17 protein-coding genes are annotated in these 22,316 nt (G+C 73.3%); 6 read left to right on the top strand and 11 right to left on the bottom strand.

All coding sequences use genetic code 11. The features are described from left to right. Nucleotides 1-164 precede the first annotated feature (164 nt). Nucleotides 165-1,133 carry a DNA polymerase thumb domain-containing protein gene (locus ACIRPP_RS15430; protein ID WP_403642297.1) on the bottom strand — a complete coding sequence of 323 codons (969 nt, stop codon included), beginning with the start codon at nucleotides 1,131-1,133 and terminating at the stop codon, nucleotides 165-167. Further along, complete coding sequence (locus ACIRPP_RS15425) at nucleotides 1,130-4,807, bottom strand: DNA polymerase III subunit alpha (protein WP_403642295.1); 3,678 nt, start codon at nucleotides 4,805-4,807, stop codon at nucleotides 1,130-1,132. The genes ACIRPP_RS15430 and ACIRPP_RS15425 overlap by 4 nt, the downstream gene beginning before the upstream one ends. A gap of 154 nt (nucleotides 4,808-4,961) precedes the next feature. On the opposite strand from ACIRPP_RS15425, the gene ACIRPP_RS15420 reads away from it, so the two are divergent. Then, complete coding sequence (locus ACIRPP_RS15420) at nucleotides 4,962-5,996, top strand: DUF3533 domain-containing protein (protein ID WP_403642292.1); 1,035 nt, start codon at nucleotides 4,962-4,964, stop codon at nucleotides 5,994-5,996. A gap of 70 nt (nucleotides 5,997-6,066) precedes the next feature. Here the strand turns inward: ACIRPP_RS15420 and ACIRPP_RS15415 are convergent, their stop codons facing one another. From ACIRPP_RS15415 to ACIRPP_RS15400, 4 genes are all read right to left on the bottom strand, one after another. Then, a complete protein-coding gene (locus tag ACIRPP_RS15415; RefSeq protein WP_403642290.1) occupies nucleotides 6,067-7,149 on the bottom strand; it encodes a S1 family peptidase in 1,083 nt (360 codons plus the stop codon). 276 nt (nucleotides 7,150-7,425) lie between these two features. Further along, nucleotides 7,426-8,379, bottom strand: coding sequence for a slipin family protein (locus ACIRPP_RS15410; protein ID WP_403643053.1), 954 nt, complete (start codon nucleotides 8,377-8,379; stop codon nucleotides 7,426-7,428). A 222-nt stretch (nucleotides 8,380-8,601) separates the two neighbouring features. Beyond that, nucleotides 8,602-9,507, bottom strand: a complete 906-nt coding sequence (locus ACIRPP_RS15405; protein ID WP_403642287.1) for a S1 family peptidase — start codon at nucleotides 9,505-9,507, stop codon at nucleotides 8,602-8,604. A 334-nt stretch (nucleotides 9,508-9,841) separates the two neighbouring features. Further along, nucleotides 9,842-11,023, bottom strand: a complete 1,182-nt coding sequence (locus ACIRPP_RS15400; RefSeq protein ID WP_403643051.1) for a DUF5685 family protein — start codon at nucleotides 11,021-11,023, stop codon at nucleotides 9,842-9,844. Nucleotides 11,024-11,312: 289 nt separating this feature from the next. Here ACIRPP_RS15400 and ACIRPP_RS15395 point away from each other — a divergent pair, with 289 nt between their 5' ends. Next, nucleotides 11,313-11,750: a cell division protein SepF gene (locus tag ACIRPP_RS15395; RefSeq protein WP_164334598.1), complete on the top strand. Its 438-nt coding sequence runs from the start codon at nucleotides 11,313-11,315 to the stop codon at nucleotides 11,748-11,750. 51 nt (nucleotides 11,751-11,801) lie between these two features. Here ACIRPP_RS15395 and ACIRPP_RS15390 read toward each other — a convergent pair whose 3' ends face one another. Next, nucleotides 11,802-12,992 (bottom strand): acyl-CoA dehydrogenase family protein, encoded by a 1,191-nt coding sequence (locus tag ACIRPP_RS15390; protein WP_403642284.1) that lies wholly within the window; start codon nucleotides 12,990-12,992, stop codon nucleotides 11,802-11,804. A gap of 102 nt (nucleotides 12,993-13,094) precedes the next feature. Next, the gene (locus tag ACIRPP_RS15385) at nucleotides 13,095-14,762 is read right to left on the bottom strand and encodes an MFS transporter (RefSeq protein ID WP_403642283.1); all 1,668 of its coding nucleotides are present in this window, start codon (nucleotides 14,760-14,762) and stop codon (nucleotides 13,095-13,097) included. 261 nt (nucleotides 14,763-15,023) lie between these two features. Here ACIRPP_RS15385 and ACIRPP_RS15380 point away from each other — a divergent pair, with 261 nt between their 5' ends. After that, nucleotides 15,024-16,199: a glycosyltransferase family 39 protein gene (locus ACIRPP_RS15380; RefSeq protein ID WP_403642280.1), complete on the top strand. Its 1,176-nt coding sequence runs from the start codon at nucleotides 15,024-15,026 to the stop codon at nucleotides 16,197-16,199. A 255-nt stretch (nucleotides 16,200-16,454) separates the two neighbouring features. Continuing rightward, entirely contained in the window at nucleotides 16,455-17,453 is a 999-nt protein-coding gene (locus tag ACIRPP_RS15375) for a phosphatase PAP2 family protein (protein ID WP_403642277.1), read from the top strand. An 86-nt stretch (nucleotides 17,454-17,539) separates the two neighbouring features. Here the strand turns inward: ACIRPP_RS15375 and ACIRPP_RS15370 are convergent, their stop codons facing one another. Next, entirely contained in the window at nucleotides 17,540-17,755 is a 216-nt protein-coding gene (locus tag ACIRPP_RS15370; RefSeq protein ID WP_403642274.1) for an I78 family peptidase inhibitor, read from the bottom strand. 321 nt (nucleotides 17,756-18,076) lie between these two features. Then, complete coding sequence (locus ACIRPP_RS15365) at nucleotides 18,077-19,066, bottom strand: helix-turn-helix transcriptional regulator (protein ID WP_403642272.1); 990 nt, start codon at nucleotides 19,064-19,066, stop codon at nucleotides 18,077-18,079. 387 nt (nucleotides 19,067-19,453) lie between these two features. Here ACIRPP_RS15365 and ACIRPP_RS15360 point away from each other — a divergent pair, with 387 nt between their 5' ends. Both ACIRPP_RS15360 and ACIRPP_RS15355 read left to right on the top strand, forming a co-directional pair. Then, entirely contained in the window at nucleotides 19,454-20,245 is a 792-nt protein-coding gene (locus ACIRPP_RS15360) for a hypothetical protein (protein ID WP_403642270.1), read from the top strand. 77 nt (nucleotides 20,246-20,322) lie between these two features. Next, on the top strand, nucleotides 20,323-20,712 hold the full coding sequence (locus tag ACIRPP_RS15355) for a hypothetical protein (protein WP_403642268.1): 390 nt from the start codon (nucleotides 20,323-20,325) through the stop codon (nucleotides 20,710-20,712). A gap of 72 nt (nucleotides 20,713-20,784) precedes the next feature. Here ACIRPP_RS15355 and der read toward each other — a convergent pair whose 3' ends face one another. Continuing rightward, complete coding sequence (der, locus tag ACIRPP_RS15350; protein ID WP_403642265.1) at nucleotides 20,785-22,275, bottom strand: ribosome biogenesis GTPase Der; 1,491 nt, start codon at nucleotides 22,273-22,275, stop codon at nucleotides 20,785-20,787. Nucleotides 22,276-22,316 lie beyond the last annotated feature (41 nt).

The raw sequence follows: 22,316 nt of genomic DNA, 5'->3' as shown, positions 1-22,316 counted from the left end.
GGATGCGACGGCGTACGCCTGGTGATCCGGATCACGAGGATGCTGTTCACCCATCAAGTTACGGGCGAGTAGGAAAACCCGGAAGTTACGGGTCGGTAAAAACTATCGCCGTTCACCACCAAACCTCATCGCCCACCTGATATGACGTCACAAACCCGCCCACATCAGGCAGCCAGCGTCCCCGGCATCACCGCGCGGGGACCGAACTTCGCCCGTGCGCGGTCCGCGACCTCCTCGATCCTGCGGACCTTCTCGTCCACCGGGTCGAAGGTGAGCTGGTGGGAGGCGCGTTCGGCCGCGTCGAGTCCCTCGGCGCGCAGGGCGATCGCCCGTACCCGGGCCCGCTGCAGACCGAGCGCCTCGTACAGGCCGTACGCCGTCCTGGTGAGCGCCGCCGAGTGCGCGGTCGGCTCGGGGAGGGTGCGGGTGCGGGTGGTGGCGGACCTGTCCGCGTAACGCACGGTGAGGGTGAGGCTGCGGCAGACCTTGTCCAGGGCGCGCAGCCGGGCGCCCAGTTCCCCGGCGGCGGAGAGCAGGGCGCGGCGGTGCCGGCCGGGGTCCAGTTCGTCGCGGGTGAAGGGGCGTTCGGTGGCCAGTGACCGAGAGACCGCGTTCGGCACGACCCGGCCGCGGTCGACGCCGTTCGCCTTCTCGTGCAGTTCGCGGCCGGCCCGGGCGCCCACCAGCCGCTGGAGCGTGGACAGCGGGGCGGCGGCCACCCGGCCGAGGGTGTCGAGGCCGTACTCGCACAGGGTGCGGGCGGTCTTCGTGCCGACCCCGGGCAGCGCGACGACGGGCCGACCGGCGAGGAACTCGCGTACCTCGTCCCCGGCCACCGCGCGGGTCAGTCCCGGCCGGGCCTCCTGCAGGGCCATGCGGGCCGTCATCGGTCCGGATCCCGCGCCGATCACGCAGTCGACGCCGTGCAGGGCGAGGGCGCGGACCCGGATCACCGAGGCCAGTTCGACGGCGGTGCGGCCGAAGTACCGCTCGGCGCCGCGCAGATCGGCCAGCGCCGTGTCCGGCGGCAGGGCCTGCACGACGGGCGTGAACTCCTCCAGCAGACCGAGCAGGGCGGGCAGGGCGGCCTCGTCCGCCGACGGCAGCTGGAAACGTACGCAGAGGATGGTCATCCCGCACTCCCCGGGCTCTGGTGCCACAACTTCCTTCCCACCGCGGGCCCTTCACCCGCGGGACGCAGATCGGCCCAGGGGTGCATCTCGTACCCCGTGGGCATGCGGATCGTCCGGTCCTCCTCCTTGCCCTCCCGGTCCTCTCCGTCCTCCCGGTCCTCTCCGTCCTCCCGGCCTTCCCTGTCCTCCATCGGGTCCCGGGCCGCGGAGCCGGCGGGCGCCGGGCGGCCGTCCGAACCGGCGAGCCGCCGGCGGGCCGGACCGTCGCCGTCGTCGGCCCCGGTGCCGGTGCCACCCGGCCCGGCCAGCCGGGCGGCGACGCCCTCCAGCCCTTCCTCCCGGCGCACCTCCAGCAGGTCGGCGAGGTTCCAGGCGGCGGAGCCGACGACGCTGAGGCTGCGCGGGCCTCGGCGCTGCACCACACCGCGCACCAGCAGCAGCCAGGAGTGGAAGACGGTGTGGGCGCAGGCGTCGTGGGAGTCGTCGAAGAAGGCGAGGTCCACCAGGCCCGTGCCGTCGTCCAGGGTGGAGAAGATGACCCGCTTGCCGGACCGGATGGGCGGGGTCTGGGTGGCCGCCTTGGCGCCCGCGACCAGCACCGTCTCCCCGTGCCGGGCCTCGCGCAGCCGCCGGGCGGAGGCCACGCCCAGCTCGTCGAGGAAGGCGCGGTGGTCGTCCATCAGGTTGCGCGAGGCGTCCATGGACAGCACGCCCAGTTCGGCGCTGAGCCGCTCCGGCGGGGTGAGGTCGGGCAGCCCCGCCGGGGCGGTCCGCCGGCCGCCGGACAGGGGGAGCTGGTCCCCGCGTCCGCCCCGGGCGCCCCGGTGCAGTTCGGTGAGGTGCAGTTGCAGGTCGCGCCGGTTGGCGCCGAACGCGTCCAGCGCGCCGACCTGGGCCAGCCGCTGGGCGACGGGCCTGCTGGGCCGGGCCCGCTCCCAGAAGTCGAGCAGCGAGGCGTACGGCTGGCCGTCGGCGATCCGCGCGGCCTCGGCCTCGCTGATGCCGTGCACGTCGCAGAGCGCCAGCCGCAGCCCCCACGCCTCCCCGCTCTCCGGCGCCTGGTGACCTTTCACCCCATTCAACCCCTTTGCATCAGACACCAGTTCGATCCGGTGGGTGACTCCCGACTTGTTCACGTCCAACGGCAGGATCGGCACCCCGCGCCGCCGCGCGTCCGCCAGCAGCAGCCGCTTCGGGTACATCCCGGGGTCGTGGGTGAGCAGCCCCGCGTAGAAGGCGGCCGGGTGGTGCGCCTTCAGCCACGCCGACTGGTAGGTGGGCACGGCGAAGGCGACCGCGTGCGCCTTGCAGAAGCCGTAGGAGCCGAACGCTGCCACGATCTCCCAGGTGCGGTGAATCGTTTCTGCGTCGTAGCCCCGGGCCGCCGCGTGCTGCGCGAACCACACCTCGATCCGCCCCTGCGACTCCGGGTCGGACAGCCCGCGCCGCACCCGGTCCGCCTCGCCGCGTCCGCAGCCGGTCATGATCGAGACGATGTCGATGACCTGCTCGTGGAAGACCACCACCCCGTAGGTCCCCTTCAGCGGTTCCTCCAGGTCCGGGTGCGGGTAGCGCACCGGCGCCCGCCCGTGCCGGGCCTCGATGAACGGCCGCACCATGTCGGCGGCGACCGGCCCGGGCCGGAAGAGGGAGATGTCCACGACGAGGTCGTGGAAGGTGGCCGGCTGGAGCCGCCCGACCAGGTCCCGCTGGCCCGGCGACTCGATCTGGAAGCAGCCGAGCGTCTCGGTGGACCGGATGAGCCCGTACGTCGCCGGGTCGCCCTCCGGCACCGCGTCCAGATCGACCCGCTCCCCCGTCGCCCGCTCCACCTCGGTGACCGCGTGCGCCATCGCCGACTGCATCCGCACCCCCAGCACGTCCAGCTTGAGCAGCCCGAGGTCCTCGACGTCGTCCTTGTCGAACTGGGCCATGGGGAAGCCTTCGCCGCTGGTCGGCATCACCGGCGTGCGGGTGAGCAGGGAGGCGTCGGACAGCAGGACACCGCAGGGGTGCATGGCGACCCCGCGCGGGAGCGCGTCGAGGGCCTCGACCAGCTCCCAGAGCCTGCCGTACCGGTCCTTCCGCCCCGCCAGTTCCCGCAGTTCGGGCAGTTCCTCGAGCGCCGCGCGGGCGTCGCGGGCGCGGATGTGCGGGAAGGACTTGGCGATCCGGTCGATCTCGGCCGGGTCCATGGACAGCGCCGCACCGACGTCCCGGATGGCGTGGCGCACCCGGTAGGTCTCCGGCATCGCGACGGTGGCGACCCGCTCGGTGCCGAACCGGTCGATGATGGCGCGGTAGACCTCCAGCCGGCGTGCGGACTCCACGTCGATGTCGATGTCGGGCAGCACGACCCGCTCCTTGGACAGGAAGCGCTCCATCAGCAGCCCGTGCTCGACCGGGTCGGCGTGCGCGATGCCGAGCAGGTGGTTGACCAGGGAGCCCGCGCCGGAGCCGCGCGCGGCCACCCGGATACCGAGGTCCCGCACGTCGTCGACGACCTGGGCGACGGTCAGGAAGTAGGAGGCGAATCCGTGGTGGGCGATGATGTCCAGCTCGTGGTGCATCCGCTCCCAGTAGTCCCGGCGCCCGGCGTAGCCGCGCAGCACCATGCCCGCCGTCGCCCGGGAGGCCAGGGCCCGCTGGGCGGTGCGGCGGCCGGCGCCGACGAGGTGCGGTTCGGGGAAGTGCACGCTCCCCATGCCGAGGTCGTCGTCGGGGTCGACCAGGCACTCGGCGGCCGTGGCCTGCGTCTGCTCCAGGAGCGGGCGGGCCGCGGCGCGCCGGAAGCCCGCGGCCTCCACCATCCGCTCGGCGGCCCGCTCCATGGCGTCCGCGTCCTTGAGCCAGGCCTCGCCGGAGTCCAGCCCTTTGGCCGGGTCGACCGGGACGAGACGGCGGGCGGCGTCCAGGACGTCGGCGACCGGCCCGAGACCGGGGTCGGCGTAGCGGACGGCGTTGCTGAGCACCGGGCGGACGCGCTGTTCGGCGGCGAAGCCGAGGGTGCGGGCGGCCAGCCGCAGGGAGCCGGGGCCGGTGCCGCCGCGGCCGTGCCAGACGGCCTCCAGGCGCAGGGCGTCGCCGTAGACCTCCCGCCAGGGGGCGAGCAGCCGGGCCGCCCGGTCGGGGCGGCCCGCGGCGAGGGCCCGGCCGACGTCGGAATCGGGGCCGAGCAGCACGGTCAGGCCGTCGGCGTGGTTGTCCTCCCAGGGCAGCAGCGGGAGCCCGCCGGGCGGGGGGCCGCCCCGCTCGGACGCGACGCCCGGCCCGGTGGCGTGGGCGGCGGAGACCAGACGGCACAGGTCGGCCCAGCCGCGGGCGCCGTCCCGGGCGAGGAAGGTGACCCGGGGCGCCGAGTCGTCGACGAAGGCACCGCCGCGCACCGGTGTGCGGCGCCGCTCCCTGCGCACCGCCTCGTCCCCGCGGACGGCCGTCGCACCGGCCGGGGACGGAGGGGGCGCCACCGCCAGCTCGGCGCCGAACAGGGGGCGGACGCCCGCCTTCGCGCAGGCCTTGGCGAAGCGGACGCTCCCGGCGAGGGTGTCGCGGTCGGTGAGGGCGAGGGCGTCCATGCCCCGTTCCCCGGCACGCTCGGCCAGCCGTTCCGGGTGGGAGGCGCCGTGGCGCAGGGAGAACCCGGAGACGGTGTGCAGATGCGTGAAACCCGGCACACGCACCTCCCGCACTCGTGAGTCCCGACCGACTCTCGAACATATGTTCCCAGCTACCTCACCCCCACCATAGACCAATTCTCGAATGTATGTGCGACCCCCTTTCGGCCCCTTCCCACCTGCGGGAACGCGCGAACCCCCGGACCGTGGGGGCATGACGCAGACCACCGGCGCCCGCCCCTCTCCCCCCTCGTTCCTCCGGGAGGTGAGGAACGCCGTCACCCCGCGCGCCACGCTCCTCGTGCTCGGCGTGCTCGCCCTCCAGCTGCTGTTCATCACCTCCTACGTGGGCGCCCTGCACCAGCCGAAACTGCGGGACGCGCCCTTCGGGGTGGTCGCGCCGCAGGCCGCCGCCGAGCAGGCGGTGACCCGGCTGGAGCAGCTGCCCGGCTCCCCCCTGGACCCGCGCCCGGTGGCCGACGAGGCGAGCGCGCGGCAGCAGATCCTGGACCGGAAGATCGACGGCGCGCTGATCGTGGACCCCGCCGGCACCACCGACACCCTGCTGGTCGCCACCGGCGGCGGCACCTCGCTGGCCACCGCCCTGGAGAAGCTGACCGTCACCCTGGAGGACGCCGAGCAGCGCTCGGTGCGGGTCGTCGACATGCTCCCGGCCTCCTCCCGGGACGCCAACGGCCTCTCGTCCTTCTACGTCGTCGTCGGCTGGTGCGTGGGCGGCTACCTGTGCGCGTCGATCCTCGCCATCAGCTCGGGCGCCCGCCCCTCCACCCCGCGGCGGGCGGGGATCCGGCTCGGCACCCTGGTGCTGGTCGCGATCGTGGGCGGTTTCGGCGGAGCGCTCCTCGCCGGGCCCGTGCTGGACGCGCTGCCGGGCGGCTTCTTCGCCCTGTGGGGGCTGGGCACGCTGATCACCTTCGCGGTGGGCGCGGCCACGCTCGCCCTGCAGAGCCTCCTCGGGGTGGTCGGCATCGGCGTGGCCATCCTGATCGTGGTGATCCTGGGCAACCCGAGTTCCGGCGGCGCGCTGCCGCCTCCCCTGCTGCCGCCGTTCTGGGCGGCGATCGGCCCGGCGCTGCCCCCGGGCGCGGGCACCTGGGCCGCCCGCTCGATCACCTACTTCGAGGGGAACGCGGTGACCGGTGCCCTGCTGGTGCTGTCGGCGTGGGCCGTCGTGGGCGTCGCGGTCACGATGGGGGCGGCGCTGGCGCACGCCCGCCGGCGGACCTGACGCCCGGCACGCGGACGTCCCGCCCCGCGCAGGCGGGACGGGACGTCGCGGACACGTACGGAACCCGGGATCAGCCGATCTGCGTACCGGTGGCCGACAGGGCCTCCGTCACCGGCTGGAAGAAGGTCGTACCGCCGGAGGAGCAGTCGCCGCTGCCGCCGGAGGTGAGGCCGACCGCGCTGCTGCCCGAGAAGAGCGAGCCGCCGCTGTCACCGGGCTCGGCGCACACGTCGGTCTGGATCAGGCCGTTGACGATGTCGCCGTTGCCGTAGTTCACGGTGGCGTCCAGGCCGGTGACCGTGCCCGAGTGCACCTGGGTGGTGGAGCCGCTGCGGGTGACCTGCATGCCGACCGTGGCCTCGGCGGCACCGGAGATGGCCTGCGTGGAGCCGTTGTAGAGGTTCACCTCGCTCGGGTGGTCCACGTCGGCGGTGTACTTGACCAGGCCGTAGTCGTCGCCCGGGAAGCTGGACGCCGCGTTCTCGCCGATCACGTTGCCGGAGGAGTCCGACCAGGTGGAGATGCCCTCGGTGCAGTGGCCCGCGGTGAGGAAGTGCGGCTCGCCGCCCTTGGTCACGTTGAAGCCGAGCGAGCAGCGCCCGCCGTTGCCGGTGATGGCGTCGCCGCCCACGATGAAGGGCTGGTACTCGCCCTTCGTGCGCTTGAGTTCGGCCTTGGCGCCGAGCCCCTCGACGACCTCGGTCAGCTGGGCCCAGTCGGCCTCGGAGACCGTGCGGTCCGCCGTGACGACGACCTTGTTGGCGGTCGGGTCGGTCACCCAGGCGGTGCCCGGGATGCTCGCGTCCTTCGCCAGGGTGGTGCGCGCCCCCTTCAGTTCGGCCAGGGAGTGCGCCACGACTCTCGCCTCGGCTCCCGCCGACTCGACGGTTTCCGCGGCTGCCTCGTCGAGCACGTTGACCACGAGGCTCTTGCTCTTCGCGTCGTAGTACGTTCCCGCCGCGTCGGCGCCGAGGTCCTCGGCGAGCGTCGAGGCGAGCTTTCCGGCCGCCGTGACCGAGAGGGTCCGGGGCTCGGGGGTGTCCGGCGTCTCACTGGCGTTCGCAGTCTGGAAGGTGACTCCCGCGGCGACCAGGGCGGCGATGCCCGCCCCGGCCAGCGCTGCGCGCCGCCTGGGTATGCGTCGGTGCTTCAACTGACGTCCTCCTGTGGGGGGACGGCCCGGGAGGTTGTGGGGACCTCACGAGCCGGAAGGCGTACGGCCACAAGGGCGGCAGACGAAAGAAGCCGCGCTCGTGCCGGTTGAACGCCGCCTACTATTCCCAGCCCCGGGGGAGCACACAAGGTCGACTTCAGGACGCGCGTACGACAACGACCGCACGCCCCCTATGTCCTGACAGTTCATGGACCCGCAGGACGGTTCGCACTGCAAACATTACGAGCGAGTAACCCGGAGGACCTCAGGGGGTGTCTACTCGTGGCTGGAATTCGACTCTTCGGAGTCCGGTTCCACGCGGGGAGGCACGGCCCGCAGTTGCTCCCGCACCGATTCGGGCACGGCCTCGCGCACCGCCTCGGTCACCGCCTGCACCGCCTCCATCGCCTCCACCGCTTCCACCGTCGGCCGCGCGGCGCGCGGGGTCTCGGGCGCGGCCGTGGGCACCGGCTGCTGGGCGCGTTCGAGGAAGCGCAGCAGTTCCACCGGGAAGGGCAGGACGAGGGTGGAGTTCTTCTCGGCCGCGACGGCGACGACTGTCTGCAGCAGCCGCAGTTGGAGCGCGGAGGGGGTGTCCTCCATCTGCTGGGCGGCCTCGGCGAGCTTCTTCGACGCCTGGAGCTCGGCGTCGGCGTTGATGATGCGGGCCCGGCGTTCCCGGTCGGCCTCGGCCTGGCGGGCCATGGAGCGCTTCATCGTCTCCGGCAGGGAGACGTCCTTGATCTCCACCCGGTCGACGTGCACGCCCCAGCCGACCGCGGGACTGTCGATCATCAGCTCCAGCCCCTGATTGAGCTTCTCCCGGTTGGACAGCAGGTCGTCCAGGTCGCTCTTGCCGATGATGGAGCGCAGCGAGGTCTGCGCCATCTGCGAGACCGCGAACCGGTAGTCCTCGACCTCCACCAGGGCGTCCGCCGCGTCGACGACCTTGAAGTAGACCACCGCGTCGACGCGCACCGTCACGTTGTCCCGGGTGATGCCCTCCTGGGCCGGCACCGGCAGCGTGACGATCTGCAGGTTCACCTTGTGCAGCCGGTCCACGAACGGCACGATCAGCGTGAACCCGGGTCCCCGCTCCTGGGGCCGCAGCCGGCCGAGGCGGAACACCACGCCCCGCTCGTACTGCTTGACGACGCGGGCCGCCGCCATCAGATAGACGGCCCCGGCGGACGCCAGCGCTGCTCCCGCCGTCACCAGTTCCTCGACCATCACGGCCCCCAGGGTCCGAAGTGGCGCATCAGGTGAACCCGCGCCGGTGCCGCCCGGCGCGTCCTGGTGTGTCCCTCGACGGTAACTCCGTGGCCCCTACAGGGGCGAGCCCCCGCACACTGGTTGCGTGCGGGGGCTCGCCGCGTCGACGGCCGCGCTGGGACCCGTGGGGCCGGTGGTACCCGGTCCGCGGTGCGGGACCGGCCCCCGGGGGCCCGCCGGTCAGTAGACGTTGACGCCGTAGGCGCTCAGGGCCTCCGTGACCGGCTGGAAGAAGGTCGTGCCACCGGTGCGGCAGTTGCCGCTGCCGCCGGAGGTCAGACCGTACGCGGTGCCGTTGCTGCCGTACAGCGGGCCGCCGGAGTCGCCGGGCTCGGCGCAGACCGTGGTCTGGATGAGGCCGGAGACGATGTCGCCGCCGCCGTAGTTCACCGTCGCGTTGAGCGCGGTGACCCGGCCGCTGTGGGTGCCCGTGGTGGAGCCGTCACGGATGACGGTGGTGCCCACGCTCGGGGTGGCCGCCCGCGTGATGTCCACGCCGTTGGCGGTGCCGGGCCGGCTGACGGAGCCCGTGTAGCGGACGATGCCGTAGTCGTTGCCCGGGAAGCTGGATCCGGCCGTGGTGCCGATGGCCGTCGTGCGGCTGGAGTTGGAGTACCAGGTGCCCGCGCCGTCGGTGCAGTGCCCGGCGGTCAGGAAGTACTCCGTGCCGCTGCTGCTGCGGACGTTGAAGCCGAGGGAGCAGCGCCAGCTGCTCGCGTAGATGGCGTCGCCGCCCTGGATGAGCTTGCTGAAGGTGCCCGGGGTGCGCTTGATGGTGATCGCGTCGGCGTCGCCCCCGGCCTGCTGCCTGATCTTGTTGATCTCGGCCTGGGAGACGGTGCTGTCGACGGTCACGACGACCCGGTTGGTCTTGCTGTCGACCGCCCAGGCGGTGCCCGGGACGTCGGCCTTCAGCACCGAACCGCTCACACTCTTGAGTTCGGCGGAACTGAAGGTGGTGGGGGTGTCGGCCGCATTCGCGCTGGGGACCGCGAACGCGGCAGCGGCCACGAGGCCGGACGTGACGGCGATCAGCCGGGTGCGTCTCGAGATGCCGCTGCGAGGGGTGGTGCGCTTGATCCTCACTTCTCGTTCCTCCACAAAGGAAGTAGGGGGCCCTCGTGGGGTTGTGGGCCCGTGAGGCGCAGTCAGGGACCGGTCGCCCGGATTCCGGACGTGCCGTGCCCCTGACAAGCGCTGTCGGTGAGTATTCGGCCGAACGACCGGTCGGCACAAGGGTGCCTTTCAGCCGTCAATCTTTGAACCATCTGTGCGACTTGGTCCCCTCACATGCGGTGCGTCACCCGTGGTCACCCCTGTGTCACCGCCTCCGGCCGCGCCGGACGGATGTCCGGAAGTAGCCCCTCCGGATCCGTCCGCGCCCGGCCCGCGCCGGTCCGCGCTCCCGCGCGCCGCCCGGTCAGCAGTCGCAGCCGCAGTCGCAGCCGCCGTCCTCACCGCAGCAACTGCAGCAGTTGCAGCACTCGCAGCAGTTGCAGCAGTCACCGCACCCGCTGCAGTCGTGCCGCGAGCAGACGCCCTCCTTGTACTCGCCGCTCCAGGGGTCGTGGTAACTGCCGCAGCACAACTGGCAGGTGCAGGCCAGCCCCGTCCACACCGCGCAGCCCGCGAGCAGACCGCGCCGGCGCGGCGGCCCGGGCGGCGGCGGGGCGCCCGGACCGCCCGGCGGTGCGTAGGGGTGCGAGGCGTGGACGGCGGAGGCCGTGCCGAAGGCGCGGTCGACGGAGCGGGGCAGCTCGTGCACCAGGAGCCGGTGCACCAGCCGGCTGTCGCCGCCCCCTCCCCCCGGCGCGCCGCTCCCCCAGTCCACCTCGTCCAGCGCGAGCCGGATGCCGTGCACGGCGTCGTCGGCGAGCCGGCGCGCCTCCGGCAGCGGTGTGCCGGTGGCGGCGAGCGGGTTCCAGGCACCCGCCGCGGCGTCGGCCTCCCGGTCCTCGACCGCGTCGAGGAGGTGCGCGAGCCGCCCGAAGAGGCGTCCGGCCTCGGCGAGCGGGTCGGCGTTGTGCGGGCGGCCGGCGAGCACCGCGGTGTGCGCGAAGGCCGCCGCGGTGGCGGTCTCGGTGGGCTCGGTGACGGCGAGGACCGGTGTCCCGGGGCCGGCGAGCGTCTCCAGTCCGGCCTGCCGGTCCACGGCGTCGACGAGCACGGCCGTGTCGAACCCGACGTCCGCGCCCGAGCGGGCTCCGGCCCGGTCCCAGCCCGCCGCGACCCGGCGGGCGGCGAGCGCCACGGGACGGCGGGCCAGCAGCCCGTCCCCGTCGGCGACATGGTCGCGCACCTTGGCCGAGGCGAGGACCAGCGAGACGGCCGCGGCGAGCCGGGCCCCCTCACCGTGCGCGACCGACGCGGTGCGCATGCCGCGCAGCGGGCACGGGCCCGCCGTGCGCCGTCCCGTGTCGGCGCGCTCCGACTGAGCCTCCGTCAGAACCGATATGAGCAGGCCGTCGTAGTTCGTGACGACACGTGCGAGCTGCCCGTGGTCCCTGCGCAGGGCGAGACAGAGTCCGCACAAATGCGCCGTCCACTGGGCCGTGAGCTTCTCCCCCAGCCGGTGCCGACAGGGTCTGACCATTCCGAACACGACGTTCCCCCGTGAGTCGTACGAGCCGGGCTGCGGCATCGTACCGGCCGCTCCTTTCACCCGTACGCGCCGCTCATCACCCGTACGCCGAGAAGAATATTATTTCACTCACAGTCAGCAGCCGTTTACACCAAGACCCTTGGGAAACACGGACTCTCGACGGATTCGCTGTGCACCAGTACCGTCACAAACCCCCCGCGCGGCGTCTATCCACTTGGCGCGCCATCCGCATCATGGATGACCATAGGGATGCGGAAAGCAAGAAAGACCGCTGTGAGAGGAGGCGTCCATGGGATCGGTACGCAAGGCGAGTGCCTGGCTCGGCCTCGTCGACGACAACGAAGACGAGCGTTACTACGACGACGACTACTCCGACGGAAACGACTCCGGGGACGCCTGGGTCACCGATCCGCGGGTCAAGGTGGCGGCCGACGTGGCCGAGGAGAAGGGCCGCCGTATCGGCACGGTCACCCCGGACAGCTTCCGGGACGCCCGCGCCATCGGCGAGCTGTTCCGCGACGGTGTTCCCGTGATCGTGAACCTCACCGCCATGGAGGCCTCCGACGCCAAGCGCGTGGTGGACTTCGCCGCCGGGCTGATCTTCGGTCTGCGCGGGTCCATCGAGCGGGTGTCCAACCGGGTGTTCCTGCTGAGCCCCGCCGACACCGAGGTGGTCAGCGGGGAGCCGGCCGCGCATCGTTCGGACGGCTTCTACAACCAGAGCTGAGGCGGGGCCGCTCACCGGCCCCGCCGTCGCGCGGGTGCGCCGGACGCCGGTTCACCGGAAGGCGTCGAGCCCGGTGAGCGCCTTGCCCAGCACGAGCTGGTGCATCTCGACGGTGCCCTCGTAGGTGAGCACCGATTCGAGGTTCGTCGCGTGCCGCATGACCGGGTACTCGAGCGAGATCCCGTTGGCGCCGAGGATCGTGCGGGCCGTGCGGCAGATGTCGATGGCCTCGCGGACGTTGTTCAGCTTTCCGAAACTGACCTGCTCGGGACGGAGCCGGCCGGCGTCCATGCGCCGCCCCAGGTGGTGGGCGAGCAGAATCCCCTTGTGCAGTTCCACCGCCATGTCGGCCAGCTTGGCCTGGGTCAGCTGGAAACCGCCGATGGGCCGGCCGAACTGCTCCCGCGACGTCGCGTAGTCCACGGCCGTCTCGAAGCAGCTGCGGGCCGCGCCCATGGCACCCCACACGATCCCGTACCGGGCGTGGGAGAGGCAGCTGAGCGGCCCGCGCAGTCCGGTCACCCCCGGCAGCACCGCGTCGGCGGGCAGCCGCACGTCGTCCAGGACGAGTTCGCTGGTGACTGAGGCGCGCAGCGACCACTTGTGCTTGATCTCGGGCGCCGAGAACCCGGCGCTGCCGGTGGGCACGGCGAAGCCGCGGATGCCCTCGTCGGTCTGCGCCCACACCACGGCGACCCCGGCCACGGAACCGTTGGTGATCCACATCTTGCGCCCGGTGAGCCGCCAGTCGGTGCCGTCGCGCTTGGCGTAGGTGCGCATGGCGGCGGGGTCGGAGCCGTGGTCGGGTTCGGTGAGGCCGAAGCAGCCGATGACCTCACCGGCGGCCATCGACGGCAGCCATCGCTGCTTCTGCTCCTCGCTGCCGAACCGGTGGATGGCGTACATGGCCAGGGAACCCTGCACCGAGACCAGTGAGCGGATCCCGGAGTCGGCCGCCTCCAGCTCCAGGCAGGCCAGCCCGTACTGGACGGCGCTCGCGCCCGCGCAGCCGTACCCGTCGAGGGACATGCCCAGCGCGCCGATCCCGCCGAGTTCGCGGGCCAGCTCCCGGATGCCCGGCAGCTCGCCCTTCTCGTACCAGTCGGCGATGTGCGGCAGCACCCGGTCCGCGGCCCAGCTGCGCACGGTGTCCCGGACGGCGAGGTCCTCCGGCTCCAGCAGGTCGTCGAGCCCGAGGGGGTCGGCGGGGTCGAAGGGCGGCAGCTTCGCGGACGCGGACACGGGAACATCCTCCGGGGACGGTCGGCCGGCCGTGCGATCACGGCCCGGGGCGACGTTACGACGCGCTTCCGCGCGCGTCCACCCCGGCCCGGCGCCCACCGGTCAGACCTTCAGCTCGTCGATCCGCGGGGCCGTGGCCCCCCGGGGCGAGGGCAGGTCGGGGGCGGGCCCCTTACCGGCGGGTGCGGCCGGCGCGGGGACGGCCGGGACGGGCTGTTCGGTACCGGCCTCGCAGCTCATGACCCGGGGCAGCCGGAGCGCCATCACGGCGCCCAGCAGCAGCAGACCCGCACTCACCAGCAGGGTCACGTGCAGTCCGTGCACGAAGGAGTGGCGTGCCGCGTGCCGCAGGGCGACCCCGGCGGGGCCGCCGAGCTGGGCGGCCACCTCGTAGGCCTCGCCCAGGGAGTGGCTCGCCGCCGCGGTCGCCGAGGCGGGCACTCCGGGCACGCCGCTCAGGCCGGGCGCGTAGGCGGCGTTCATGACGCTGCCGAGCAGCGCGATGCCGATGCCGGCGCCGAGCTGGTAGGAGGTCTCGCCGATGGCGGCGGCACCGCCGGCCCGGTCCGGGGGCGCGTCGCTCAGCATCGACTCGTACGCCCCGAACAGGGTGGTCTCCAGGCCGAAGCCGAGCAGGACGAAGCCGGCCAGCAGCAGAGGCCAGTTGTCGTGGCCGCCCATCGCGGTCAGGAGCACCACCGCGGCGGCCGTGAGGCAGAAGCCCGCGCTGACCATGCGGCGCGGGCCGAACCGGCGCAGCATCCTGGCGCCCGCGAGCCCCGCGCCCATCGCCGCGAAGGTCAGCGGCAGCAGCCTGAGGCCGGTCTCCAGCGGGGACAGTCCGAGCACCAGCTGGAGGTACTGCGCGGCGATCAGCTGCAGGCCCACCAGGGCGAGCATCGCCAGCACGATGCAGCCCACGGACGTGCTGAACGCGGGACGGGCGAACATGTGCAGGTCGACCAGCGGATGCGTCCGGCGCCGCTGGCGTCGCACGAAAGCGGCCAGCAGGGCACCGCCGGCCAGCAGCGGCAGCACGGTCCACACGCTGCCCGCGGTCTCCGCGCCGCCGAGCCGCTTCACGCCGAGCACCACGGCGAACAGTCCGCCGGCCGCCATCAGCGCGCCGAGCAGGTCCCAGGGGCCGCTGCCGTCGCCCTTCGACTCGGGCAGCAGCAGGCGTCCCACCGGAAGGCTCACCAGCATCAGCGGGATGTTGACCAGGAAGACCGAGCCCCACCAGAAGTGCTCCAGCAGGAAACCGCCGAGCAGCGGCCCGACCGCCGCGCCCACGGCGGCGACGGCACTCCAGATGCCGATGGCGAGCGCCCGTTCGCGGCGCTCCGGGAAGACCTGCCGCAGGATCGACAGCGTGGCCGGCATGATCATGGCGCCGCCGACGCCGAGCAGCGCCCGGGCGGCGATGAGCACCGCGCCGTTGTCGGCGAGAGCCGCCAAGCCGGAGGCGAGCCCGAACAGGGTGTAACCGAGCAGGAGGACGCGTCTGCGCCCGACGCGGTCGCCCAGCGTGCCGAACAGGATCAGCAGCGAGGCGCAGACCAGCGGGTAGGCGTCGACGATCCAGAGCAGCTCCATCGCACCGGGCCTGAGGTCCTCGGTGACGGCGGGCACCGCCACGTGCAGGACGGTGGCGTCGACGGCGACGAGCAGCAGGCTGGCGCAGAGGACGACCAGTACCACCCAGCGGTTGGCACCGGCCCCGGTCGCCCGACGGCGCAGCGCGGAGGCGGCCGTGGTCGTCCCGGACATGTACGTACCTCCCAGATGCTCCCTCGCGTTCGGCGGGCACACGGGGTGGGGGACTCCCCGTGACTCGGCCGGGGAGGAGCGGAAGGTCCCCGGCCCGCGCAACGAATGGCGAGTGACACGTCAGCGTACGCGAGGACGAGCCGGTATCGAGTGGCGGGTCTCTCACACAACCGGCGAATCCGTGTGGCGTACACCACTCTCCCCGGCTGCTCACACGCCCCGCGGGGCGGTGCGGTTCCGTGCCCGGTCGATAATCGGCCCGTGAACGATCTCGACACGCGCGCCGGGCCGGCCCGCCCGGGCCTGCTGCGCCGGGCGGCCCCCGCACTGCTCGGCTACGCGGCCGTCCGCGCCCTGGGCCTGCTGGTGCTGGCCCTGTGGAGCGCGGCGCGCGGGACGAGCGCGTACACGCTGCTGACCGCCCGCTGGGACGCGCTCTGGTACACCCGCGTGGCCGAGCTGGGCTACGGCTACGAGGTGCGCCTGCCCAACGGGGACGTGCACTCCAACCTGGCCTTCTTCCCGCTGCTGCCGTGGCTGGAGCGGCTGGTGGAGGCGGTCTCCCCGCTGTCGTACGCCGACGGCGGCTTCCTGGTGAGCGTGCTGGCCTCGCTCGCGGCGGCCGGGGGCATCTTCGCGGTGGCCGAACGGCTGTACGGGCCGCGGGCCGGGGTGTGCGCGGTGCTGCTGTGGGCGGCGCTGCCCGTCGGGATCGTGCAGTCGATGGCCTACAGCGAGTCCCTGTTCACGGCGCTCGCGGCCTGGTCGCTGTACGCGGTGCTGACCGGCCGCTGGGTGGCGGCGGGCCTGCTGGCGGGGTGCGCCGGGCTGACCCGGCCGGTGGGCCTCGCGGTGGTCGCGGCGGTGTGGGCGGCGGGCCTTGCCGCCCTGCTGCGGGAGCGGCGCGCGGACCCGGCGGACCGGTCCCCGCCCCGGGACCGGGCCGCGGTGCTGCTGGGCATGGCCGTCGCCCCGCTCGGGGCCGCCGGTTACGTTCTGTGGGTGGGCCACCGCACCGGCGGGGGCCCGCTGGGATATCTCGACGTACAGGCGGGCTGGCGCAACGGTTTCGACGGCGGCTACGCCTTCGCGCGTTTCACGGGCGAGAAGTTCACCGCCCTCCCGACGGTCCCCGCGGGCCTCGCACTGGTCGCCGGGGTGGGTCTCCTGCTGTGGCTGTACGGGGTGTGCGTACGGCAGCGGCAGCCGCTCGCGCTGCTGGTGTACGCGGGGGTGGTGACCGCGCTCGCCCTGTGCGCGTCGAGCTACTTCGGCTCCAAACCGCGCCTGCTGCTGCCCGCCTTCCCCCTGCTGCTGCCCCTCGCCCTGGGGCTGGCCCGGCTGCGTACGCCCAGGTCGGCGGCGGTGCTGGGATCTCTCGCGGTGGTGTCGGCGGTGTACGGCGCCTTCTGGCTGAACGGCTCGGGTCCGCCGTGACCGCCCGGATCCGCCGTGGGCGCTCCGGTCCGCCGTGACCTCCGGAGCAATTCCGCGCGGGTCCCGGATGAACGAATTGATAAGCGCGGAAAAACCGTCACTCCAAATGATCAGAAGAAAGAAAGGCCACAGCGTCCGGCCTTTTTGGATTCGCTTGCCGGATAGCCCTTCCTGAGAGGAATCCCACATCACATCGTCATCACAACCCCACTGATTCGACGGGGTTCACCGCTCACTCGCTGTAACGTCGATCGGGTGCGTACCGAACGGAAGCCCACCCGTCTGGACCGGGTGTTCGCGAGGCTGGATCGTGAGCCGGAACGACCGGCCCACATCGACGTGCCGCGCATGAGCCGGCACCGGGTGGTGCTCTTCGGCGCCACCCTGGCCTTCTACCTGGCGATCGTGTGGGCCGTCGTCATCACCTCCTGGCTGGTCCGGCTGGACTGGCAGGTGATGTTCTTCCGCCCCTACCAGCAGTGGCCGGAGCTGCACGCCTTCGTCGACTACTACGTGGTGCTCGGCCAGCGCGGCCCGACCGCCGTGATGGTCGCGGCCTGGCTCGGCTGGCGCTCCTGGCGCCAGCACACCCTGCGCCCGCTGCTCGCGCTCGGGGTCTCCCTGCTGCTCCTCAACGTCACCGTCGGCGCCGCGAAGTACGGCATGGGACGCCTCGGGCCGCACTACGCGACCGAGGTCGGCTCGAACGAGATGTGGCTCGGCGGCGATATATTTCCCAGCGGTCACACCGCGAACGCCGTGGTGACCTGGGGCATCCTGGCCTACCTGGCCTCCACCCCCCGGGCCCGGCGCTGGCTGTCCGCCCTGTCCGCGGTGACCTCGCTCGGCGTGGGGATGGCCACCGTCTACCTCGGTACGCACTGGCTGAGCGACGTCCTGCTGGGCTGGGTCGCGGGCCTGCTGATCCTGCTGGCCCTGCCCTGGTTCGAGCCGATGATCGCGCGCGCCGAGGCCCGCATTCTGGGTCTGCGGGACCGCCTGCGCGAGCGCTGGGGGCTCAGGGCGGGGCGCCGCCGGGCCGTGGGCACGCCGCCGGTGGTGGTCCGCCCGCTCACCGACCGCGAGGGCGCTCCCGTCCCGGCGGGCCGTCCGGCCGCCCGGACACCGGTCTATCTGGCACCCGGTCCGCACACCACGCGCGCCGAGCGCAGCCCGGTCACCCCGGCCGGCAGCAGACGCCCGCCGCACACCGAGCGGCACCCGCGCGGCACCACGTCGGCGACCCGCCCCTGACGGACGGTCCGTCTCCGTGCACCGGCCCCGGCTCGCGCGCCTCACGCGCGGGAGCCGGGGCCGTCGCCATGTCGTCGCCGGGCGCGTCAGCCCTTCCAGGCCCGCGCCACCCGGCCGTCCCGGACCTCGAAGTTCAGCCGGCCCACGCGGTACTCCATGGTGATGATCGCGCCGGGTGGCAGGGCCCGCACGGTGGACCAGCCGCGCTCGCGCGCGCGGTGCTCGGCCCGGCCGGCGTCGAGACCGACATAGGCGTCCGGGCTGTCGTCGGGTTCCGCGGGAGGTGTCGGGAGGGATGCCATACGGTCACGCTATGCCCTGCCCGGTGAGCACGGAAGTCCGTCCCCGGAACGCCTGAACGACACCCGTGGGGGGTCACACTTCTGTCACAGGATCATGACCGGCGTTTGCCCCGACGGCCGTCACACGGACGGGCGGTCCTGTCCCTCCTCCGCAGGTATGCGCACGGAATTCCCGCGCGGCCCGCCGGGCCCTCCCGAAGCGGTGCACCGAATACGCCGCGGAATGCGCCGGACGGCATTTTCACCGCACCCGCACGCGGCCACGCGAAAGGCGATAGCGGAATCACCGCACAGGGAATGCACGCTTTTTTCACACCTTCTTCAGATCTCCGGTGGCCGTGCGGGGCCGCCGCGGGCGAGGGAGCGGGCGAGCCGGTCGCGCGCCGCCCGGATCGCCCCGGTCAGCTCGGCCGGTTCGAGCACTTCGAACTCGAAGCCCAGCATGAGCAGGTGCATCACCATCACCTCCGGGCTCGCCGCCCCGGTGCGCAGGACGCAGCGGTCCGGGCCGTCCGCCCGCAGCGTCCCCGTGCTCGGGGACACGCGCCGCGCGGCCTCCTCCAGCGGGACCAGCAGCCGGAGCACGGCGTGCGTGGCGTACGCGCGCGTGGACACGCCCTGCGAGACGTAGGCGGCCAGATCCTCGGCGGGCGGGTCGCGCGGCACGAAGCGCGGCCCGTGCGGCGGCCTGGGCACGATCCGGTCCACGCGGAAGGTGCGCCAGTCCGCGCGGTCGAGGTCCCAGGCGACCAGGTACCAGCGGTGCTCGGAGCACACCAGCCGGTGCGGTTCGACGGTGCGGCGGCTCTCGGCGCCGTCGTGGTCCCGGTAGGCGAACCGCAGGCGTTCGGCGTCCCTGCACACGTGGGCGAGCTCGGTCAGCACGGCCGGGTCGACGGCGTCCTCGCGCGGCCCGCGCAGCATCGGCACGGTGACGGCGTTCAGGGCGCCCACCCGGCGGCGCAGCCGGTGCGGCAGCACCTGCTCCAGCTTGGCCAGCGCCCGTACGGACGTCTCGCCGATGCCCTCGATGCCGTGTCCGGCGGCGGTGCGCAGCCCCACGGCCACGGCGACGGCCTCGTCGTCGTCCAGCAGCAGCGGCGGCAGTTCGGCGCCCGCGCCCAGCCGGTAGCCGCCGCCGGTGCCGGGTTCGGCGTCGACGGGGTAGCCGAGACCGCGCAGCCGGTCGACGTCCCGGCGGACGGTGCGGGCGCTGACCCCCAGCCGGCCGGCCAGGTCGGCGCCGGACCACTCGCGGCGGGTCTGGAGCAGGGACAGCAGGCGCAGCAGACGTGCGGAGGTCTCCACCATGGGGCCAGTCTGCCGGTCCTCGCGGACGGGTACTGTCCTCGATCCGGTCGGGGCGGGGACGCCGGTCGTGGCACACCTCGACGCGGACCGGCGATTTTCAGCCACCCTCTTCATTCGCCGATTTCCTGATTTGTCGACCTCCCCCCGCCGGGGCCCGCGACCTGCCCGGCCCGCGCAACAGCCGCGCTCCGCGGGGCGGTTGACAAGGAACGCGGGCTTCCGGTCCCGACGGCACCGTGCGGGCCGGATGGTTCGATTCGGTTGCTCCCGGAGCGTGACTCCCGCCACGGATCGCCCGTTGTCTTCTGCATGAGCCGGGGACCCACCCGGACCACGGGCCGGGAGCCACCCGGTCCGGCCACGCACCGCATCCCGAGGGAGCCACCCGTGCCGCGCATGCTCGACGTCAGCGACGAGGTACGCGCCGAGATCGGCGACGAAGAAGCCGACCGTCTGCTCACCGGAGGGTCCGCCCAGGGCGGTTACGACTGCACGTCCTGCCGCACCCCCGGCGACCCGGAGCAGGAGCGCACCAGCACCGTCCTGTTCATCGGCGACGAGACCGCCGTCCTCGCCTTCGCCCACGCCACCTGCCTGCCCTCCCAGGTCGTGCAGGTCACCGAGGACCAGCTCCGCGGGGCGGTGCGGTCCATCTCCGGCGACTCCGCGGCGCCGCCGCAGCAGATCCCGCAGCAGGTCGCCCCGGAGCAGGCCGTGCTCGGGGTGACCAGCGGGCTGGTGCTGATCTCCGGCGAACTGCACCCGGCCCTCGTCGTCGAGCCGACCGCGCCGGTCGCGCGGCCCGGCTCCCTCGGCCCCGGCGACGACTTCCTGCCGCTGCTCGTCGAGCAGGGCTTCCAGCAGGTCGCCGACCTGTCGGCGGCGCCGCACGTGCTGCACGGCTGGTCGGTGCTGCTGGCCGTGGGCCAGCTGCACGCGGTGCTCCAGCCGAACCCCAACGGCGGCCAGCCGGTGGCCTGGTGGCAGGCGCACCAGCCGCTCCAGGTCACCGAGGGCTGGCGCACGGCCGCCAACAAGCACCAGCAGGTCCTGATGTTCGCCGCCCCGGCGGGCTCCATCGGCCGGCAGCCGCGCGAGGACCTGCTGCGCGACGCGCTGGACAAGGCGGCGGCGAACGGCCGGCTGGTCGCGGCGGCCCTGCCGCTCGCCGGCACCTGAGAGGCGCGCGGCAGGGGCGGGCGGCGAAAGCCGCCCGGTGCCCGCATCCCTTGCGGCACCAGGTCGTTTGGAGAGATGTGCACGCATACGACGCTCCCCGCCGCCCCGCCCTCCCCGCCCCCGCACGACCGGCGCAGGACATCCGGAGCGGCCCTTCGGCCACGCCGATCTACGACGCCCTCTACGCCGAGTACGTCAAGTCCTTCCGCTCGCTGCCGGGCGACCGCAGCGGCGAGGAGAAGCTGGGCTTCACCGCCTTCGGGAGCATCCCGCACGGTTCCGGTTCGTACGGCGGACCGGGCTTCGAGTACCCCGGCGGACCGCAGGGCGACAGCTCCTACAGCGCGGGCGCCGGCAGTGCGGGGCAGCAGCCGCAGTGGCAACGCGTCGGACCCGTCGGCCGGCACGCGGGCGGGATGCGGCACGTCCCGGCAGGGCTTCCCCCGGCCCCCCGCAGGGGCGCCTGACCGCAGCACGGCGAAGGGGCGGCCCCTGGGGGCCGCCCCTTCGTCATGTCCGCGCATCCGCGGGCGGGCGGATCACTTGTTGCGGCCGCGCTTCTCCCGCACGCGCACCGAGATGTGGATCGGCGTGCCCTCGAAGCCGAACTCCTCGCGCAGCCGGCGCTCGATGAAGCGCCGGTAGCCCGCCTCGATGAAGCCGGAGGCGAACAGCACGAACCGCGGCGGCCGGGTGCCCGCCTGCGTGCCGAACAGGATGCGCGGCTGCTTGCCGCCCCGCACCGGGTGCGGGTGGGCGGCGACCAGCTCGCCGAGGAAGGCGTTGAGCCGGCCCGTCGGCACCCGGGTCTCCCAGCCCGCCAGGGCCGTCTCGATCGCGGGCACCAGCTTCTCCATGTGGCGTCCGGTGCGCGCGGACACGTTGACCCGCGGCGCCCAGGCCACCTGGCCCAGCTCGGTCTCGATCTCCCGCTCCAGGTAGTAGCGGCGCTCCTCGTCGAGGGTGTCCCACTTGTTGAACGCCAGGACGAGCGCGCGGCCCGCCTCGACGGCCATGGTGACGATCCGCTGGTCCTGCACCGAGATGGAGTCGGCCGCGTCGATGAGCACGACGGCGACCTCCGCCTTCTCGACGGCGGCGGCGGTCCGCAGCGAGGCGTAGTAGTCGGCGCCCTGCTGGAGGTGGACCCGCTTGCGGATGCCCGCGGTGTCGACGAACTTCCAGGTCTTGCCGCCCAGTTCGATCAGCTCGTCGACGGGGTCGCGGGTGGTGCCGGCGATCTCGTTGACGACGACCCGCTCCTCGCCGGCGACCTTGTTCAGCAGCGAGGACTTGCCCACGTTCGGGCGGCCGATCAGGGCGACCCGGCGGGGGCCGCCCACGGCGGTGCCGAAGGTCTGCGCGGGCGCCTCCGGCAGTGCCTGAAGGACCTGGTCCAGCATGTCGCCGGTGCCGCGGCCGTGCAGGGCGGACACCGGGTGGGGTTCGCCGAGGCCGAGGGACCACAGGTAGGAGGCGTCGGCCTCGCCGCTCGGGCCGTCCACCTTGTTGGCGCACAGCACGACCGGCTTGCCGGCCTTGCGCAGCAGCCGGACGACGGCCTCGTCGGTGTCGGTGGCGCCGACCTTGGCGTCCACCACGAACACCACGGCGTCGGCGGCCTCGATGGCGTACTCGGCCTGCGCGGCGACGGAGGCGTCGATGCCGAGGACGTCCTGCTCCCAGCCGCCGGTGTCGACGACCTTGAAGCGGCGGCCGGCCCACTCGGCCTCGTAGGTGACACGGTCCCGGGTGACGCCGGGCTTGTCCTCGACGACCGCCTCGCGGCGGCCGATGATGCGGTTCACCAGGGTCGACTTGCCGACATTGGGGCGGCCTACGACGGCGAGCACGGGCAGCGGGCCGTGTCCGGCGGCCTCGATGGCGCCCTCCACGTCCTCGAGGTCGAAGCCCTCCTCCGCGGCGAGCTCCATGAACTCCGCGTACTCGGCGTCGCCGAGCGCCCCGTGGTCGTGCTCGGGCGCGCCCTCGTGCGCGTCCGAGCCGTCGGGCTGGATGTGGTCGTTCATGAAGTCCGTACCTCGTCGTTCATCGTGGTGGTCGGTGGCGC

Source organism: Streptomyces sp. NPDC101219 (assembly GCF_044767675.1).
Lineage (GTDB): Bacteria > Actinomycetota > Actinomycetes > Streptomycetales > Streptomycetaceae > Streptomyces.
The sequence above is the reverse complement of the archived record's forward strand: the minus strand, read 5'-3'. Positions and strand labels throughout refer to the sequence as shown.